Genomic DNA, 18370 nt, shown 5'->3' with positions numbered 1-18370 from the left:
CTTATATGCCTTTGCTCAGGAGCTATAACATGACCTTGAAGTCACGATGCCCTGTCGCACTGCTGATGGCCTCTCTCTATCCTGGAATGGCCTGGAGTATCGATCCGCAAGCCATTAATGTTTACGGATTCGATTTCACGCCATCCTTTTTGTTTTCAGAAAGTTATGACGATAACTTTCGCGAAGTGGAAAACAGTAAACAGTCATCGATGGTCACCAAACTGGCGCCGACCTTCGAGCTCAAGGCGGAAGATCGCAACAGCGCGACTCGACTGATCTGGCAGCCCACGCGTTATATCTATCACGACGATTCCGATGCCTCGAACACCGCCCAGCGCGTGCGTGCCGACAGCATCATGGAGTTCACCGACCGCCATCGTCTCAAGCTCGACGCTGAATACCGTAAATGGGAGCGCACCGAGTCGACGGCGGTCGAGGGCATCAACGACAAGCTCAACAATAAACGCGTGGGGGGGCTCTACACCTTCGGCGCTAAAAGTGCCGACAACCAGATCGATGTCGGCGCTAGTTACGCGCAACTTCGCTACGACAATGCCGACGGCATCAACGACGACAAGGAACGCAATACCACCGCCCTCACCAGCACCTGGTATCACCGCATCGGCAGTAACACTCGCGGCCTGCTGGAATATGACCACACCGACTTTGATTACCAGCAAGCCAACAGCCCGCGCAGCAGTAAATCCGATGCGGTACTGGCCGGTGCCGTGTGGGATTTCACCGCACGTACGACGGGCAAAGTGCGCCTCGGTTATGAGCGCAAGAACTTCGACAACAGCGAATCCAAAGACCTCAACAACCCGACCTGGCAAGTGGACTTGCAATGGAAACCGCGAACCTATTCGACGTTTACCTTTGTCGCTCGTCAGGCCCTCGCCGAAGGCGACGATGGCGCGGATGCCGTGAAGTCGACGTTCACTCAGGTCGGTTGGCGCCACGGCTGGACCGAACGCATCACCACGGTGGCACAAGCCGGTTTTGGCCGTTATGTCTACGAAGGTCAAAGCCGTACCGACGATCTCCAGGACTACAACCTGGCCGTGGTGTACGCGATGCGCCGCTGGCTGGATATCGAACTGGGTTATCGGTATCGCGACAACGATTCCGATGCCGACGATGAAAGCTTCACCCGCAACGTGTTCCAGATCAGTTTCAACGTCAGCCTTTAAGAGGGTTTCGACATGAACACACGCACACTCGTCTTGTTGTTCGCCCTGTGTTTTGTACCTCATACCTTCGCTGCAGACCCCAGCACGCAATACAAACTGGCCGCAGGCGATGTCTTGCGCATCATCGTCTTCGGTGAGCCGGAGTTGAGCCTGAAAAAGATCCGCCTCAGTGATGCCGGCACTTTTTCCTACCCTTTTCTCGGTGAGATCTCCGCCAAGGGACTGACCCCCGGCCAAGTCGAAAAAATCATCGTCGACGGGCTGAAACAGGGTTACCTGATCGACCCGAAAGTCAGCCTCAGCCAGATTGAATACCGCTCTTTCTACATCAATGGCGAAGTCAAGAAACCCGGCAGCTACCCGTTCGTGCCCGGCCTGACTCTGGAGAAAGCCATCGCCTTGGGCGGTGGCCTGACCGAGCGTGCCTCGATCAAGCGCGTGACCATTTTGCGCGGCGATGGTGGCGCAACCCTCACCGATGACGTGACGCGCAACACCACGATTGCCCCCGGCGACACCATTTCCATTGCACAAGGCTTTTTCTAATCATGGACAACAGCCCTAGCACCTACGTCGAACGTCCTCTGCAAGCGCATCTGCATCAGCAGTACAGCGAAGACAAGGATACCCTTGACCTGTTAAAGCTCTGGAGAGTGATCTGGCGCGCCAAATGGAGCATCGCCTGGCTGGTGCTGGCGAGCGCTGCGCTGGCCGCGATTGTGGTCTCGAACATCACGCCGCAATACATCGGCAGTACCACCTTACTGTTCAACGATAAAACCCCGCCGCTGATGTCGTTTCAGCAAGTCAAGGATTCGGGCGGCAACGCCACGGATTACTTGCAGACCCAGCAGGCGCTTCTGCAATCGCGCGACCTTGCCGAACGCGCAGTGAAAAAACTCGGCCTGACCACGCACCCGGTCACCGACCCGCGCCAGCAATCAAAGCCCTGGTTTACACCGCGCCAGTGGCTGGCGGATCTCGACCTTGATCAATGGATCCCGGGCCTGAGCCGCTTGATGCCGCTGAGCAAAAAAGACCAGCCCACTGAAGAAGATGTTTTCAATCAGGTCACGCAGAACCTCATGCTGCACACCAGCGTCAAGTTCGTCGGCAAGAGCCAGTTGCTCGAGATCGAGGTCGAGTTGCCTGATCCGGTTCTGGCAGCTGCGGCGGCCAATGCTTTGGCGCAAGGCTTCACCGACAGCCAGCTCGACACCAGCGAGAAGTCCTCGCAAACCACCACAGCCTGGATGAACACACGGCTGGTCAAGCTGCGCGACAACTTGCGTGTCGCTGAGAAAAAGCTTCAGGGCTACCGCGAAGAGCAAGGTCTGGTAGACGTTGGCGGCGTTGCCACCATCAGTGCCAACGAACTGGAAATGACCGGCAATCGCATGGTCGACGCTCGGCGCAACCGCGCTGAAGCCGAGAGCGAGTACCGCCAGGCGAAGGCCTTGGGCAACGGTGATCTGAGCCGGCTCTCCAGCGTGCCTGCGGTGCTGAGCAATCCTTTGGTGCAGAAATTCCAGGCCGACCGCGCTGTGGCGCAAGCCAAGGTGGATGAACTGGCGGGCCGTTATGGGCCAAAACACCCCAGCCTGCTTTCTGCGCAGACCGAATTGCGCACCGCCACCACCAGCCTGCAATTGCAGGTGCAACAAGTGGTCGCCGGTATCGAGCGGCAATACCAGCTCGCCACTGCCAGTGAAGCCTCGCTACGGCAGTCGTTCAACAGCAACAAGGCGCAAATCCAGGACATTGCGCGCAAAGAATTTCAGTTGCGCGAGTTCCAGCGTGAGGTCGACAGCTCCCGCGCGCTGTATGAAACCTTCGTCACCCGCTTGAAAGAAACCACCGCCACCGCCGACATGGACTCGACAAAGGTGCGCATCGTCGACCCGGCCATTGTCCCGGTTGACGCGAGCAAACCGCGTAAAACCTTGATTGTCGCGGTCGTCGGGTTGATCGCTGCGGTGATCGGCGTTGCCTTGGCGCTGCTCTTCGAGAGCCTGAGCAATACCTTCAAAACCGATGAGTCGATCGAAAACGCGCTGAACATTCCGTTGCTCAGCGTCGTGCCACTGGTGACGAAGAAAACCCGTCGGCAACTGGCGCGTCTGTTCGAAGATAACGACAACCCGCGCTTTTCCGAGACCATTCGCAACCTGCGCACCTGGTTGATGCTGCAAAGCAGCGAAATGCCCTCGCAGGTGGTGCTGGTGACGTCGACGGTGGCCGGTGAAGGTAAAAGCACCATTGCCAACAATCTGGCCAGCTCGCTGACATCACTCGAGCGTGTGCTTTTGATCGATGCCGACATGCGTCAGCCAACCTTGTCGCTGAACTTCGATTTCCCGCCGGATAGCCCCGGACTGGCGAATGTCATTGCCGGCACCGCCCGGCTTGAAGACTGCATTGTCTCGGTGGGCAATCTGGACATGTTGCCGGCCGGCAAAGTCCTGCCGGCACCGCTGGACATATTCGCCGCCCCGCGCCTGCCGTCCCCGGCCGATTCGCTCAATCCATTACAGCCGCCGCCGCAGGATCTGCTCAGCTCACCGCGCATGGCGCGCATGCTTGAGGCACTGAGGTCGCGTTACCGCCACATCATTATCGATTCACCCCCAGCCGAGATGATCAGCGACGCACTGTTGCTGGCGCGGCATTCGGATGCCGTGATCTACGTGGTCAAGGCCGACAGCACACCGATCAGCCAGGTGCAGCGCGGCCTGGCCATGTTGCAGCAGAGCCATGTGCCGGTGTTTGGCACCGTGCTCAACCAGGTCGACCTGCGCAAGGCGCGCAAGTACGGCCATCACCACTCCCGGGCGTTCTATAACTACGATTTCGCGCCCAGGTAACACCTCAGGCGAATACGCCAGCCGCTACGCCCCCTTCTGCCAACGCACAACCCGCTTCACCTCTGCCGAGCTACGGAATAGCCATCGGGCGACACGTCCTGTCCGTTCGATTAGCGCTGATGCATGACTGCTGCCTTGAGGTTAAGCCCATGACGCCGCTCTATACCGCTCACCTGACGCACCGCCGAGGCCTGACCTTCTGGGGCCAGTGGCTGTGCGCACTGTCGCTGACCACCGTGTTGCTGATGTTGCTCGTGCATTGGCGCGTCGGCAGTCTGAACAGCGAATACCGCATCCTGATCATTCTCGCGGTGCTCGGTTCGGTGCCGATTTACAGCGTGATGCAGGTCTACCACAAGCGCCATGGTCTGCTGGTCGGCCTCGGCCGATTGCTGGCCGGCTGGCTGATTCTGCTGGCCGTGCTCGCGGCCATCGCCTTCATCACCCAGACCAGCGCGATCTATTCACGCCAGGTGATTATTGTCTGGGCCGTGTTGGGTTTCGTGGTGCAGGCGGCGAGTTTTCTGCCCCTGCATTACTTCGCCCGATTGCACTCGCGCAGGGTTTGCAAAGAGCGCCGTTCGGTCATCATCGGCACCTGCCCGACGGCCCATGAGCTGGCGAAAAAACTCTCGCGACCGAACCGTGCGCTGGTGCTCGGTTTCATCGCTGCCGCCGACAACAGCGGCCCGGCCCCGAGCATTCTGCCGCTGCTCGGCAACGTTGCCGCGATCCGCGAGATCATCACGCGTCTGGAAGTGCGCCGCGTCTACATCGTGCTGACCATGGCGCATGCCGCGACCATCGAAGCGCTGTACATCGACCTCTTGGACATGAATGTCGACGTGGTGTGGATTCCGGATTTCGGCAGCATGGTGTTGCTCAACCATTCGATCTCGGAAATCGAGCGAATGCCGGCAATCTACCTCAATGAAAGCCTGATCAGCTCGCACCCGGCGAGTCTGTTTTGCAAGGACCTGTTCGAACGCAGCCTGGCCGGCGCGGCGATTATTCTGCTCAGTCCCTTGCTGCTGACGGTGGCTGTCGCCGTCAAGCTGACCTCCGCAGGCCCGGTGCTGTTCAAGCAGGCTCGCCACGGTTGCAACGGTGAAGTGATCAAGGTCTGGAAGTTTCGTTCGATGCATGTCCACGACGATCGCGAGGTGCGCCAGGCCACCCGTGACGATGCCCGCCTCACCCCGATCGGCGGCTTCCTGCGCCGCAGTTCCATCGACGAATTGCCGCAGTTGTTCAATGTCGTGTCCGGGCAGATGGCCCTGGTCGGCCCGCGCCCGCATGCCGTCACTCACAACATTTATTACACCGGCAAGGTGCGCGCCTACATGGCCCGCCATCGCCTCAAGCCGGGCATCACCGGCCTCGCCCAGATCACCGGCCATCGCGGCGAAACCGAGACGGTGGAAAAGATGCAGCTGCGCGTCGCCCAGGACCTCAACTACATCAACCAATGGTCGCTGTGGCTCGACATCAAAATCCTCATCAAGACGCCCTTCACCCTGTTCTCGAAAAACATCTACTGACCCCTGCCCGACCGCTTGATCCCCGCCCTGCCCCTGCATTGACAACCTTCACCACGATCTGAGGTTTGACCATGAATGTGAGCGTATTCGGTATTGGTTACGTGGGCCTGGTCCAGGGCGCCGCACTGGCCGAGGTCGGGCACAACGTGCTCTGCGTCGATGTCGACGCGGCCCGGGTCGAGGCGCTGAAACAAGGCACGCTGCCGATCTACGAACCGGGCCTGAAAAGCCTTGTGCGTGACAATTATCAAAGTGGCCGTCTGCGCTTCGGCACCGATCTGGCGGAGGCCGTTCAGCATGGCGATGTGCTGTTGATCGCCGTCGGCACACCGCCCGACGAAGACGGTTCGGCCGATCTGCAATACGTGTTGAGCGTGGCGCAGACCATCGCGCTGAACATGGATCGGCATCAGATCATCGTCGACAAATCCACGGTGCCGGTCGGCACGGGCGATCAGGTGCGTGCGTGTATCGAGCAGGTGCTGGCTGACAGCGATCGCAGTCACCTGACGTTCGATGTGGTGTCAAACCCGGAATTTCTCAAGGAAGGCTGTGCGGTCGAAGACTGCATGCGCCCGGACCGGATCATCATCGGCACCGACAGCGCGCATGCCGAAGCGGTGATGCGCGAACTGTATGAGCCGTTCAATCGCAGCCGCGACAAAATTATTGTCATGGACCTTCGCAGCGCTGAGCTGAGCAAGTACGCCGCCAACTGCATGCTGGCGACCAAGATCAGCTTTATGAACGAGATGGCCTGCCTCGCGGAAAAACTCGGTGCCGACATCGAAAAAGTCCGCCACGGCATCGGCGCCGACCCGCGCATCGGTTACCAGTTTATCTACCCGGGCGTGGGTTACGGCGGCTCGTGCTTTCCCAAAGACGTCAAGGCGCTGATCCACGCCGCGACCGCTGTCGATATCGACGCCCGACTGCTCAAGGCTGTAGAGGCGCGCAACCAGGACCAGAAGGCCAGTCTTTACAGCAAGATTTTCAATCACTTCGACGGCCACCTGCGCGGCAAGACGTTTGCCCTCTGGGGTTTGAGTTTCAAACCCAATACCGACGACATGCGCGAAGCCCCCAGCCGCGTATTGATGGAGGCCTTGTGGCACGCCGGCGCCAGCGTTCAGGCGTTTGATCCCAAAGCCATGGAAGAGGCCCAGCGCCTGTATGGCGCGCGCGATGACCTGACGCTGGCGGGGACCAAGGAAGCGGCGCTGAAAAATGCCGACGCATTGATCATCGTCACTGAGTGGCAAGCCTTTCGCGCTCCAGACTTTGACTTGCTCAGCCGGCAGCTCAAACAGCCGTTGATTTTCGACGGGCGCAATCTGTTCGATCCGCAGCGTTTGAGCAAACGCGGCTTCACCTACATCTCCGTGGGGCGGCCAACCCCTTCAGTCATTTGAAGGAGTCGCGCCATGTTGAAGCTGGAACTGGTCGGGCATTACTCGGCGAAATTACTGGAGGCCAACCAGGCCTATTCCTTTATCAACTTTGCCTCCATCGGCAGCGTTTTCCAGCAGACCCCGGGCAGCGTCGCCTATTTCTGCGACGGAATGCTGATGTCGACCTTCATGTCGCGGGTGACCGGCAGGACCATTGGCCGGGTCAGCTTCGACTTCACCTCGATCGCTGCCCTTGTCCTCGGCAGTGCCGAGCAACTGGGCAAGCGCGTGTACTTCGTCGGCGCCCGGCAGGCCGAACTGGAGCTGTTCATCGTCAAGATCAGGGCGCTGTATCCGCAGTTGACCATCGCCGGTTATCACAACGGCTATTTCGACGCCGCCGAAGCCGAAGATATTCGCGCTGACATCTGTCGCAGCGCCGCCGACATCCTCATTGTTGGCCTCGGCGCTGGGCTGCAAGAACAGTTCGAACAGGATGCCCTGAGTGCGGGCTTTCGCGGCGTTGCCTTCACCTGTGGCGGGTTCATCCGCCAGGAAGCCCTGGCCACGCGGCAATACTACCCGGCGCTGATCAACCGCCTGCACCTGCGCGCGTTCTATCGAATGTACCGCGAGCCGCACACGATCAAACGCTACCTAGTCGACTACCCCAGCAACTTCTTGCACCTGCTGACGATGCTCGCCCGGCACAAAGTCGCCATCAGTGTGGGGGAATGACCATGCACATCCTGTTTATCCTCAAGGATTTCAAGCTGGGCGGCGGCGTCGAGCGCGTTCAGCAACGGCTGTCCGAGCAGTTCCTCAAGGACGGTCGCCGGGTGAGTTTTTTCGTTATCAACGCAGACCTGGCCGACGCGCCGGGGGTGCAGCGCTTCAACGGTGGCGGCAGCGGTCTCGTCGGTTTGCTCAAGTCCATCGTTTTGTTGCGCCGGCTCATTCAGCGTGAAGGCGTCACCCACCTGATTGCCGCCAAGGAGCAGGCCAACCTCTGCACCTGGTTCGCCACCTTGGGCCGTTTGTGCAAAGTCATCTATTGCCGCCACGCGACCCTCGATTGCAGTGAACAGAACACCGGTCCCGCCAGCCTGCGCGTGCTCTACAGCTTGTACCTGTGTGGCAGCGGCAAGGTCGTCACCGTCTCCAATGCCTTGCGCCAGACGCTCATCGAAATGCTGCCTTGGGGTCAGCAGCGCATCCGTTATTGCCCCAATGCGGTGGTCACCGAGCAACTGTTTCAAGCCTCGCAGGCACCGCTACCCGGCGGATTGCCCAGTGCGTACTGGCTAGGCCTGGGCCGTTTGGTCGAACCGAAAGGTTTTCAGCTGTTGCTCGAGGCCTACGCGCTGGCGTTGCGCAGTGCAGTGCTACCAGATCTGGTGATCGCCGGCGATGGCCCGTTGCGCGAGGCACTGACGGCTCAAGCCCGTCGTCTGGGCATCGCCCCGCGAGTGCATTTCACCGGGTTCCTGAGCAACCCCTATCCGCTGCTCCGGCACGCGCAACTGTTCATTTTGAGTTCCGTGCAAGAAGGCATGCCGACGGTATTGATCGAGGCGCTGGCACTGGGCACGCCGGTGCTGGCCAGCGATTGCGAGACCGGCCCCCGAGAACTGCTCGACAACGGCCGACTTGGCCAACTGGTGAGGGTAAACGACGTACCGGCGCTGGCCGACGGCATGCTGCGCAGCCTGGCACCACGCGATGACGTCACCTTCAGCGAAACCAGACTCACCGACACCCTGCGTCAGTACACCAGCCAGTACGCGGCGCAGGCGTATTACCAGGTATGGAATCAATGAAAAAGTTGCTGATTATCCTGCATGACCTCAGCGCCGGCGGGGCTGAGAAAATGATGGCGCGTCTGGCCGGAGCGCTGGCGGACGCGGGCAATGACGTGACCTTGCTGATGCTCACCGGCGGCGGAATTCACGCCGCGCACCTCGACCCACGCGTGAAAAAGGTTGAGTTGAATAGTCCGCGCAGCGTCCGTGCAGTGCCGGCACTCACGCGTTTTTTGCGGGCCAATCGCTTTGACGCACAACTGGCGGCCCTCACCCACGTCAACGTGGTGGCGATCGCTGCGTCGGTGTTGTCCGGCACGCTGGCACGCCTGCACGTCAGCGAGCGCAATGCCTTTTCCCATGACAAGCACGTCAACCCGGACTTCATGGTGCGCGTCGCGTATCTGCTGGCGCCGCTGCTGTATCGGCTGATTCCCAACCCGGTGATCTGTGTTTCGCGGGGTGTCGCCCAGGACCTGGTCGACACCACCGTCGCCCGCCGCCAGGACGTGACCATTGCCGACAACCCGGTGCTCGACAACGACTTTCGCGAGAAAACACCGGGGCTGCCCAGCCACCGCTGGCTGCAGGAAAAATCCGGCCCGGTGATTGTCGCCGTGGGCCGACTGGCCCCGCAAAAAGGCTTCGACACCTTGATCACCGCGTTCGCGGCATTGCCGGACAGCCGCGCCCGCCTGATCATTTTTGGCGAGGGTGCACTCAGGCCGAATCTGCTGGAACAGGCGCGCGCACTGGGCGTGGCGGACCGCTTCGATCTGCCGGGCTATGCCAATGCCCCTTTGGCCGAGGTCGCCGCCGCCGATTGCTTCGTGCTGTCGTCGCGCTTCGAGGGCAGCCCCAACGCCTTGGTAGAGGCGTTATCCACGGGCACGCCGGTGGTGGCAACCCGTTGCCCCCATGGCCCGCAAGACATTCTCGTTGGCGGTCTGGTCGCGCCACTGGTCGACGTCGACGATCCGCTCGCCCTGGCGCAGGCGATTGCCCTGCAACTCGCCACACCGCGCAATCTGCAACGTGAATTGCGCCTGGAGGCCGCCGCCCGGTTCATCAATGCCAGCGCGGTGCAGACCTACCTCAAAGCGTTGATCGGGAGTCCGTCATCATGAGCGCACTGGCGATCAGGTATTCGACGTTACGCGACGGCTTCACCTTGTTCGGCATCCTGTTCTACATCCAAGTGATTACGTTTGTCCTCGGTCTGGGCGGGGCCGCCAGCTTCGGCGACATCAATAAAGACCTCGAAGGCAACGTGGCCAATCAGATTTGCGGGCTGATCACACTGTTGGTGCCGTTATTCTTCTTCATCCGCAACAAGGTGTTCCTCAGCAAGACCTTTTATCGCAGCAACTTTTTCATGCTGCTGTTCTTGCTCTGTGTCATCGCCTCGATCGGTTGGTCCCACGACCCGATGCTGAGTTTCAAGCGCTTTATCGCGATGCTCAGCATGGTGTTTTTCGCCGGTTTCATTGCCTACAACTATTCGCTGGAAAAAATCACCTTCATGCTCGGCTGTGCCATCGGCGGAGCGGCGCTGATCGGCTTGATCCTCGCCGTGGTGATGCCTGACGTCGCGTTCCTGTCCGGGGGGATTCGCGACGGCGCCTTCAAAGGGATTTTTGCCGAAAAGAATGCCGGTGCGCGGCTCAACGCGATCGCCATCCTGTTGTTGCTACCGATGATTCGCCGCCGCAATCACTGGGCGCTGTTCTGTGCGTTCTTTTCGCTGGTGGCGATCCTGCTTGCGCAGTCGGCAACCGGGGTGGCGCTGATTGTTTCCGGCGCGATCAGCTACTGGTACTTCCTGACCTTGATCCGTTTGCGCGTCAACCATTCGCCGCTGATGTTCCTCGGCTGCACCCTCCTTTACCTGCTGGTGTGCCTGTTCCTCTACAGCAACTTCGCGGTGCTGCTCGAAATGGCCGGTCGCGACCCGTCCTTGACCGACCGCACCTTGATCTGGGAACTGCTCGGACCCTTTATCGACGGGCAGTTCCTCAAGGGTTATGGCTTCGGCGCCTTCTGGTCCAGCCCCGATGCCGATGGCTTCATTACCCGCTGGGGCTACATCGGTAACGCCCACAGCGGCTATGTCGAAACCCTGCTCAACGGCGGTGTCATCCAACTGACGGCGCTGGCCCTGATGTTCGGCGAAGCCCTGCTCAAGCAATACCGCGCCGTTACCGCGAACCAGACGGCGCAGTTTCGCGCCAGTGCGCTGGTGATCATCGGCTTGTTCGCCGTCACCAATTATGTGGCGTACGTGATCCCCAACTATCGCTCCGCCGAGTTTCTGGTGTTCTGCACTCTGGCCCTGTCTTTCCGCCATCACCTCGCGGTCTACCCCGCAACCTCAGCGGCAACGCAGCGTCAGCGTGTGTCTGGCAGAGCACTGCCGCGCGATTCAGCCAACGCGTAACCCAAGGAGAACCACCCGTGCCCAACCAAGCCCCCCCTTCCGTGGATTCAGTGTGTGTCGTCATCCCGATGTACAACGGCGCCGACAGCATTGAGCAGACATTAGCGTCGCTGGTCGGGCAAACCCGCCTGCCGGATCACGTCATCGTTATCGACGATGGCTCCACCGACGACGGACCACAACGGGTCAGGAACTTCGTCGCGCCGTTTCGCCTGACGCTGCTGCAGCAAGCCAACGAAGGCCAGGCCAGCGCGCGTAATCACGGCATGCGCCACTCGCAAGAAACCTTTGTGGCGATGCTCGATGCCGATGACCAGTGGCACCCGCAAAAGCTTGAGCTGCAACTGGCCCTGTACGAAGAACTCAGTCGTCAGGGCCGGCCGGTGGGGTTGATCGACTGCTACGCGCAGGTCAATTACAGCGACGGCCGGCGGCAACTGGACAACCGCCGCAAAAGCGGCAGGCACTTCTACGACTTCATTCACGCCAACGTCGTCAATGGCGTCTCCACCGCGCTGGTCAGGCGCGAAGTGATCATGCAGCTCGGCGGTTTCGATGCGAGTCTGCGTTACTCCGAAGACCGCTACATGTGGACGCGGATCGCCGAACACTGGGAAGTCCACACGGTGCCGCAGGTGCTGCTGGAGCGCACGGTCAACGGCGGCAACATGACCGCGCAACCGAAAAAGTACTACCAGAACAAGATCCATTTCATCGAGGTGTACCTCGCCCGCTACGGCGAGATGCTCAGCCAGCAACAACGGATCAATTTCGTCCTGAGCAACCACACCGATTTTCTCGAAGCGTTTTCCCGCCGCGGCGAGCATGACCAAGTGCTCGGCGCGTACCGGCGAATGCTCGAGTGCTCATGGCAAGCGCTGATCTTCGCCAACGGCAAACCGACCTTGCGCTATCTCTATGCCCGCGCCAGAACATGGCGCAAGGCAACGGCGTCAACTCCAGCTCATTGAATCGGTAACCGCCATGGCCAATCACCGTCTGGTGACATTGAGCTGGATCTTCACCGAGAAATTCGGCCTGATCCTGCTGTCGATGATCACCTTTGTCGTCTACGCGAAGCTGCTGTCGCCGGCCGAGCTGGGTGTGGGCACGATCATCATTGCCATCGTCGAGTTGATTGGTCTGGTGTACTCATCGGTGCTGGAAGATCCGCTGGTACGCCTTGAACGGCTGGAAGACAAACACATTTCCACGGCTTTCTGGGCCGGGGTGCTCGTCAGCCTGGTGTCGATTGTCATCATCTCGCTCGCGGCATTCCTGTACACGCCCGACCCGCTGCTGCAATGGCTGACGGCGGTGGCCTCGGTGAAAATCCTGTTCACCATGATGGCGCGGGTCTATGTGGCGCAAATGCGCCGTAGCGGCAACTTTAAGATGCTCGCGTCGCGCACGTTACTGGGCAAAGTCGCAGGCGGCGTCGGCGGCATCGCGGTGGCGCTGTGCGGATGGGGTGCGTGGGCTGTGATTGCCCAAGCGCTGATCATGGAATGGGTGTCGATCATTGTTCTGATGGGTGCAGACCGGCGACGCATCGCGTTTGCCATCGACCGGACGGTCTTGCGCGAGCTGTTGAAGGCCGGTGCACCGGTTGCCATCAACTCCCTGAGTTCACAAACCTTGCAGCGCGGCGTCAACGTGGTGCTGGGGATGACGGCCGGGGCGAACGCGGTCGGCATGTTCAACATGGCGATGCGCATCATCGAACTGCCGCGCACGGCGATTTATAACGGCCTGCTGAGCTATGCGCTGCCGGCGTTCGCCCGGCGCAGTGCGGAACCCAAGCGACTGCTCGGGATCATCGGTGACTCGACCGCGGTCAGCGGCTTTGTGTTGACGCCGCTGTTCATCGGCCTCGCGCTAACCGCCAACGACCTCATCCTGTTGATCTTCGGCGCCAAGTGGGCTGACGCCATTCCGCTGTTGCAAGTGCTGGCTTGCACCGCGGCCATCGGCAACACCGCCATGTACGCCACCACCGCACTGGTGGCGGTCAACCGCAGCCACCTGACGATCAAGGCGGAAGTGCTGACTACCGTCCTGGCACTGGCGCTGGTCTACAGCCTTGGCAACGTTTATGGCGGCATGGCCGCAGCCGGCGCTCTGCTCGTGCGCATGTTGCTGATCACGCCACTGCAAATTCGCGGCCTCAACCTGGCCATCGGTTACAGCTGGCGGCGGTTTGTCGAGGCCAATTACCGCAGCCTGATTGCCGCGCTGGTCATGGCCGCGACCGTATTGCTGGTGTCACCGCAACTGGGCTTTCAAGGCTACCTGCACCTGATCGGCAACATCGCAGTGGGCGCGTTGAGCTACGCCGTGGCGTACAGCCTCATCCACCCGCACTGGCCGCAGGAATTCAAATCGGTTTTCACCGCCCGCTGATTCAGTCCCTGAGACAGGAAGACCTCACCATGCGCAAAACCACGTTGATTACTGGCGGGGCCGGTTACATCGGCTCGCATACCGCTTTGGCGCTCATCAATGCCGGGCACCGGGTGCTGGTGCTCGATAACCTGTGCAACAGCTGTCAGGAGTGCATCGCGCGCCTTGAGCAACTGACTTTGACCCGGGTCGATTTCATCAAGGGCGACATCCGTGATTCCGATCTGCTGGACGACATCTTCCGACGCTATGACATCGATGCCGTGGTGCATTTTGCCAGCCTCAAATCCGTCGCCGAGAGCGTGCGCAAGCCGCTCGACTACTACGCCAACAACGTCGCCGGTACGCTTGACCTGTGCCGGGCCATGGCGCGCAACAACGTCTTCCGTCTGGTGTTCAGCTCATCGGCCACGGTGTACGGCGAGCCGACCCGTACGCCGATTGCCGAAGACTTCGGCACCGGTAAACCGGTCAATCCCTATGGCCGCACCAAGCTGATGATCGAAGAGTTGCTGACGGATTTGTGCGAGTCCGATCCGCGCTGGAGCATTGGCCTGTTGCGCTACTTCAATCCGATTGGCGCCCACGAAAGCGGGATGATCGGTGAAGACCCGCGCGGCCGCCCCAACAACCTGCTGCCGTGCCTGACCCAGGTCGCCATTGGCCGGATACCTGAACTCACGGTGTACGGCAGCGACTATCCCACCGTCGACGGCACCTGCGTGCGCGACTACATCCACGTGGTCGACCTTGCCATTGGCCACCTCAAGGCACTGCTGGTGTTGCAGCACAGCCACGGCATCCATTTCTGGAACCTCGGCACGGGGGTCGGCTACAGCGTGCTGCAGATCATCCACAGTTTCGAGGACATCACCGGCATCAGCATTCCCTACCGCTTTGCACCGCGCCGTGAAGGTGACATCGCCAAGTGCTGGGCTGACCCCGCCAAGGCCGGACGGGAGCTGGGCTGGACCGCGCAACGCGACCTGCCACAGATGATTGTCGATGCCTGGCGCTGGCAGTCGTGTAATCCGCAGGGGTATCAGTCTTCCTTCGAAATCCCCGCGTTGCTTGCCTTCAAATGATGTTCTTACGATCGCTGCCGGCGCTGATGTTGCTGTGGGTTACGCTGACTGGCAGCGCCGCTCAAGCGCCTCCCAATGCCGGGCTGGTGCTGTGGCTGGACGCAGCCGATGCGTCCAGCCTGACCGTGAATGCGCAGAATCGCGTGCAGCGCTGGGGCGATAAATCCGGCCAGTCCCATGACGCGATGGTCGACGAAGGCGCCGAGCAGCCGCAACGCCTGGAAAACGCCGTGAATGGCCATGCGGTCGTGCGTTTCAGTGGTACTTCGGCGTTTCTGGGCAAAAGCATTCGCAGCGCAAAAGGACCTGTCACGGTGTTGATCGTGTCCCGCCGGTTGCCCGAACAGGCCGGGGTCGATGCGTGGCAACGGTTGTTCAGTTCACGGGCGCAACCCGCCCACAACGATAATGTCCTGCCGAACTTTGCCATCAGCCTGGCGCAAACCAGCGCGTATGAACCGACGGTGTCGGTCCTGGAACTGCAGGATGTGCCGATCGGCCCGTATGCCGTCGGGCGCAATGCCGTCGGCACGTCGGAAAACTTTCGCGGCGATATCGCCGAAGTGCTGGTCTACGATCGCCCGTTCGCGTCCCTCGAAGAGAGCCAGCAGGCATTTCAGTACCTGGCACAAAAGTGGTCAGTGGCCGTTCCCACCCACGCCGATACGTGGACCCGTGTCGGTCCACTCGGCAAAGTTCCGGCGCGTCAGCACGCCTATCTGCCGCTGTCCGACCAGGCCAATGCCGGGCGCTGGGCATTCAATACGACGCTGTCTGACGACTTCAACGGCAGCAGCCTCGATCCCGCGCGCTGGCACGTCAACAATGCCATCGGCAACGAATCGCTCGGACGCAAACCGGCGCTGTTCACGCCGCGCAATGCCAGCGTCAGCAACGGCCACCTGAACATTGTCTTTCGCAAGGAACCCCTGCCGCAGAAGTACGTCGAGCTTGGCTTCAAGGATTACACCTCAGCCATGGTCCGTACCCGTGAACGCGGTTTCTACGGCTACTACGAAGCACGCGCCAAACCGATGAACTCCGCAGCGTCGAGCGCATTCTGGCTGGCGTGGACGGGCATGGCCGACAACGCTACCGAGATCGACATCTTCGAAATTGGCGGCAAGACCAAAAACGCCGCCTCGGACCGCTCCTACAACATGAACGCCCACTTATGGGCCACGCCGCAGAGTAAAGAACATATCGCCAACGGCAGCACTTGGATCAGCCCTTGGCGCCTGGCCAGTGACTTTCATGTCTACGGCTTCGACTGGCAGCCCGACACCCTGCGCTGGTACGTCGATGGCGTGCTGGTCAGGGAATCGAAGAACCGCCACTTCTTCTTCCCGATGCAGATCGTCTTTGACAGTGAGGCCATGTGGAAATGGTTCGGCGTGGTCGACGACGCTGACCTGCCATCCACCTTCGAAGTCGACTACATCCGCATGTGGCAACGCGGTCCTTAACCGTCACACAACGCCGGGACAGTCGATGCCCCTCCTGCTGCCATAGCTTTCGCCTTGGGTCGAATTTCACTCGGCAGAGTCGTCAGTTCTCGATCAGCGCTAACACGTCCGGAGCGCCCAAACATGAACAACCGACGACTGAAGGAGCTGGATTTGCTGCGTTTCCTGGCAGCGCTCGCCGTGGTGATTTTTCACTACGCCTTTCGCGGGTATGCGCGGGGCGACATGTCGGTCATGCCCTATCCGCTGCTGGCCGAGGTGGCCAAGTACGGTTACCTGGGCGTGGAGCTGTTTTTCATGATCAGCGGTTTTGTCATCCTGATGACCGCGTCGAGCAACAATCTGCAGGTGTTTTTCATCTCCCGCGTGGTGCGCCTGTGCCCGGCATTCTGGGTGTGCTGCACGCTCACGTTTCTGATCACATTGGCTTTCGGACAGCCCCGATTCAGCGCTGATCTTTATCAATACCTGATCAACATGACGTTCCTTGGCGATCTGATCGGCGTCCCGCCCATCGACGGCGTGTACTGGTCACTGTTTGTCGAAATCAAGTTCTACCTGATGATCTCGATTCTCCTGGCCTTGAAGAAAATAGACAAAATCGAATCCTGCCTCGTGCTCTGGCTACTGGTGTCGGCCACAGCGGAAGTCCTCGCTTTTGAAAAGCTGCGCTCGATATTGATCACCGATTACGCGGCCTATTTCATCGCCGGTGCGACGTTCTACCTGATCTGGGCGAAGGGTATGACAAAACCGCGCATTGCCTTGGTGGCGGGAGCATTGGCCTTGGCCACCTTCACCGCCATTACCTGGGCCGAGTCGATCGAAAGCAAATATGCAACTGAATACGATCCCTCGATCATCGGCAGCGTCATCATCGTGTTCTTCATGACCTTCCTTCTGATCGCAACCAACAAAACAGCCGCCATCGGACGATTGAACTGGACGACCCTGGGAGCGCTCACATACCCGCTTTACCTGCTCCATCAAATGATCGGTTTCATCATCTTCAACATGGCCTATCCGGCGGTGAATGCGCACCTGCTGCTGTGGGGCACCGTGGCTTTGATGATCGCTGCGTCCTATGTCATTCACGAAAAGATCGAAACGCCGATGGCCAGACTGATGAAAAGGTCCCTGTCATTTTCCTTCAATCGTCTCCGGGCCGATTAGCCGGCGGCGACGAAAGCTGAAGCGATTTAGCGAACCTTTCCCGCGAAAACAGCGTCCGAGCTAAGGCGTTAACGCTTACCGCCCGCCACGAGGTCTCCGTTTGAAAGCTGCCATCGTCAGAAAATACCGTTTGATCATCAAGACTCTGGGCTATGTCGGCTGGGCGTTGTTCTGGCTGCTGCTCTGGGACATCGCCGTCACCGTCGATTTCATGCTGTTCCTCAACGCCAAACTGAATCTGCCATTGATGCCCCTGACGTTATTGGGTTCGGCATTGATCGTGCTGATCAGTTTCCGCAACAGCAGCGCTTACAACCGTTGGTGGGAAGCACGCACGCTGTGGGGTTCGATGATCAACAATTCGCGCAGCTTCGCCCGCCAGGTGCTGACGTTGCTGGATGATCCCGATGGCGAGGTCAATCCGGTCAAGTCGACCCTGTTGCGCCGCCACGTCGCCTATGTGAATTGCCTCGCGGCGCATCTGCAAGGCCAGCCTTGCCCTGAGGAAGTCCGCGCGTTTATTCCCGCCAATGAATTCGCCCGCAGTGGCACGACCAATAACTTTGCCAACGATATCCTCACCGGCTCGGCGACCTTGCTCGCGCGGGAATACAAGGCCGGGCGCCTGGACAGCATTCGCCTGGCGCGGCTGGAGTCGACATTGGTGGATTTGTCCAACAGTCAGGGCGGCATGGAGCGGATCGCGAATACGCCGCTGCCCTACCCTTATGTGTATTTCCCACGGCTGTTTATTTCGCTGTTCTGCCTGATCGTGCCTGTCGGGCTGGTTGAATCGTTGGGCTGGTTCACGCCGTTGGCCTCGACCGTGGTCGGTTTCATGCTGCTGGCCATCGAACGCATCGGCACCGATCTGCAAAGCCCGTTTCGCCACAGCGAACACCAGATTCAGATGGAAGCCCTGTGCGAAACCATCGAGAAAAACCTGCAGTCAATGCAGCGTGATTCCTTGGGCGATGTGCGCCGGCTTGAAGAGAACGCTTGAAGATGTCGGGAGCCG

The 18370-nt window shown here is 59.9% G+C and carries 15 protein-coding genes; all 15 read left to right on the top strand.

Annotated features, from left to right (window positions below):
- The first annotated feature begins 29 nt into the window (after window positions 1–29).
- The 15 genes from ACW9IR_RS00300 to ACW9IR_RS00230 all read left to right on the top strand — a co-directional run bounded on the left by ACW9IR_RS00300 (window position 30) and on the right by ACW9IR_RS00230 (window position 18355).
- A complete protein-coding gene (locus ACW9IR_RS00300; RefSeq protein WP_457461060.1) occupies window positions 30–1190 on the top strand; it encodes an outer membrane beta-barrel protein in 1161 nt (386 codons plus the stop codon).
- A 12-nt stretch (window positions 1191–1202) separates the two neighbouring features.
- Window positions 1203–1736, top strand: coding sequence for a polysaccharide biosynthesis/export family protein (locus tag ACW9IR_RS00295; RefSeq protein ID WP_095118956.1), 534 nt, complete (start codon window positions 1203–1205; stop codon window positions 1734–1736).
- A gap of 2 nt (window positions 1737–1738) precedes the next feature.
- The gene (locus tag ACW9IR_RS00290) at window positions 1739–4054 is read left to right on the top strand and encodes a GumC family protein (protein WP_457461057.1); all 2316 of its coding nucleotides are present in this window, start codon (window positions 1739–1741) and stop codon (window positions 4052–4054) included.
- Between the two features lie 149 nt (window positions 4055–4203).
- Complete coding sequence (locus tag ACW9IR_RS00285) at window positions 4204–5595, top strand: undecaprenyl-phosphate glucose phosphotransferase (protein ID WP_457461055.1); 1392 nt, start codon at window positions 4204–4206, stop codon at window positions 5593–5595.
- 71 nt (window positions 5596–5666) lie between these two features.
- Window positions 5667–7007: a UDP-glucose dehydrogenase family protein gene (locus tag ACW9IR_RS00280; protein ID WP_457461053.1), complete on the top strand. Its 1341-nt coding sequence runs from the start codon at window positions 5667–5669 to the stop codon at window positions 7005–7007.
- 12 nt (window positions 7008–7019) lie between these two features.
- On the top strand, window positions 7020–7724 hold the full coding sequence (locus ACW9IR_RS00275; RefSeq protein WP_457461051.1) for a WecB/TagA/CpsF family glycosyltransferase: 705 nt from the start codon (window positions 7020–7022) through the stop codon (window positions 7722–7724).
- A 2-nt stretch (window positions 7725–7726) separates the two neighbouring features.
- Entirely contained in the window at window positions 7727–8806 is a 1080-nt protein-coding gene (locus ACW9IR_RS00270; RefSeq protein ID WP_457461049.1) for a glycosyltransferase, read from the top strand.
- Window positions 8803–9915: a glycosyltransferase gene (locus ACW9IR_RS00265; RefSeq protein ID WP_457461048.1), complete on the top strand. Its 1113-nt coding sequence runs from the start codon at window positions 8803–8805 to the stop codon at window positions 9913–9915. The genes ACW9IR_RS00270 and ACW9IR_RS00265 overlap by 4 nt, the downstream gene beginning before the upstream one ends.
- The gene (locus ACW9IR_RS00260; protein WP_457461046.1) at window positions 9912–11225 is read left to right on the top strand and encodes an O-antigen ligase family protein; all 1314 of its coding nucleotides are present in this window, start codon (window positions 9912–9914) and stop codon (window positions 11223–11225) included. Before ACW9IR_RS00265 ends, ACW9IR_RS00260 begins: the two co-directional genes overlap by 4 nt.
- A gap of 17 nt (window positions 11226–11242) precedes the next feature.
- Window positions 11243–12196: a glycosyltransferase family 2 protein gene (locus tag ACW9IR_RS00255; RefSeq protein ID WP_457461044.1), complete on the top strand. Its 954-nt coding sequence runs from the start codon at window positions 11243–11245 to the stop codon at window positions 12194–12196.
- Between the two features lie 13 nt (window positions 12197–12209).
- Window positions 12210–13628, top strand: coding sequence for an oligosaccharide flippase family protein (locus tag ACW9IR_RS00250; RefSeq protein WP_457461042.1), 1419 nt, complete (start codon window positions 12210–12212; stop codon window positions 13626–13628).
- A 29-nt stretch (window positions 13629–13657) separates the two neighbouring features.
- Entirely contained in the window at window positions 13658–14713 is a 1056-nt protein-coding gene (gene galE / locus ACW9IR_RS00245; protein ID WP_457461040.1) for a UDP-glucose 4-epimerase GalE, read from the top strand.
- Window positions 14710–16179, top strand: coding sequence for a LamG domain-containing protein; glycoside hydrolase family 16 protein (locus tag ACW9IR_RS00240; RefSeq protein ID WP_457461038.1), 1470 nt, complete (start codon window positions 14710–14712; stop codon window positions 16177–16179). The genes galE and ACW9IR_RS00240 overlap by 4 nt, the downstream gene beginning before the upstream one ends.
- Window positions 16180–16332: 153 nt before the next feature.
- The gene (locus ACW9IR_RS00235) at window positions 16333–17352 is read left to right on the top strand and encodes an acyltransferase family protein (RefSeq protein ID WP_457461036.1); all 1020 of its coding nucleotides are present in this window, start codon (window positions 16333–16335) and stop codon (window positions 17350–17352) included.
- Between the two features lie 100 nt (window positions 17353–17452).
- Window positions 17453–18355, top strand: coding sequence for a bestrophin family protein (locus ACW9IR_RS00230; RefSeq protein WP_038361505.1), 903 nt, complete (start codon window positions 17453–17455; stop codon window positions 18353–18355).
- The last annotated feature ends 15 nt before the right edge of the window (window positions 18356–18370 follow it).

It is taken from the genome of Pseudomonas sp. SDT291_1_S447, from assembly GCF_054070155.1.
The sequence above is the reverse complement of the archived record's forward strand: the minus strand, read 5'-3'. Positions and strand labels throughout refer to the sequence as shown.